The 1,142-nt window shown below is 71.5% G+C and carries 1 protein-coding gene; it reads right to left on the minus strand.

The window, feature by feature from the left end:
• Positions 1-23: 23 nt before the first annotated feature.
• On the minus strand, positions 24-1,142 hold a 1,119-nt coding region (locus ABD297_RS23560), incomplete at its 5' end, for an integrase core domain-containing protein (protein ID WP_344257600.1).

The following is a 1,142-nucleotide window of genomic DNA, read 5'->3' on the forward strand; positions in this document are numbered from 1 at the left end:
TCACCTGATGCTTGACACTCCGGCTAGGAAACTGAGGTAGCGGTCCGTGGCCGCTGGCCCTTGATGCTACGCACGGGCTTGGTGCTGGTCCGACGGAAGACACGGGTCTCACCGTCGGCCTCGACGGTCACGGTGCTCTCGGCGACGTGGACGGTCACGGTCTGGTGCGCGTAGGCCCGGCCGATGGCGAGCTTCTGCCCGGCGACCACGATCACTCCCTCGGTGGAGGCTCGCCGTTGCACGGTGACCGGCTCGGTCGAGGGCCGGAGCGGCGGCCCGGCCGGGCGGACCCCACGCAGGCCTCGCAGCTGCTCGAGCGGGAGCGGGTTCGCCCTGGTGCGCAGCAGCTCGCGGGTGTCCAGGTCGAACGCCATCAGGGTCTGGCCCTCGATCCGGATCCCGACCTGCCGGCCGCCGAGGATCTCGGCGATCAGGACCTTCCGCCCGCCCAGGTTGATGCTGCCGAAGCGGGACACGGCACGCTCGAGCTCGACCACCCCATCGGGTTCGAGCGTGGACGGCAGCGGTGGTGGACCGGCAGGGACCGCGCCGTGGGCCACGAGGATGGCCAGGTCGTTGACGGACAGGTGGGAGCGGACCGTCTTCACCCGGGTGCCGCCGATGCTCAGGTGGACCATGTCGCAGTCGATCCAGAACCTCACGCATTGACCGACCCGGGCCGGGCCGAGCCAGAACTGCTGCCCGCGGATCGCCAGGTTCCCCGACGGCCCCACGACCCGCTCCAGCTCGACCGCATCACCGGGCTGCCTGCCCAGGGTGGGTGCCACCGGGGGTGCTACCGGGGGTGCTACCGGGGGTTCCACTGCGGACTCGTCTGTGGCGCAGTGGTCCTCATGCGGTCGTGCCGGTTCGGTGACCGCGTCCAGGGCCGGTGGCAGCCACAACGGCAGCACCTCGCGTGCCTCGGTCGGCACCGCGGCGAACCGTTCCGCCGGGGTCACGGGCAGCGTGTCGTTCAGGGCTTGGTGCGGCCGGTCGGTGTTGTAGCCGTTCACCCACGCGTCGACGGCGGCCTGGGCCTGCTCGACCGAGGTGAACGGGCCGGCCTCGTCGAGGAAGTCCGGGCGGAACGTGCCGTGGAACCGCTCCACCTTCCCGTTCTGGTTCGGGGAGGCCGGGGC

Source organism: Terrabacter carboxydivorans (genome assembly GCF_039532035.1).
GTDB lineage: Bacteria > Actinomycetota > Actinomycetes > Actinomycetales > Dermatophilaceae > Terrabacter > Terrabacter carboxydivorans.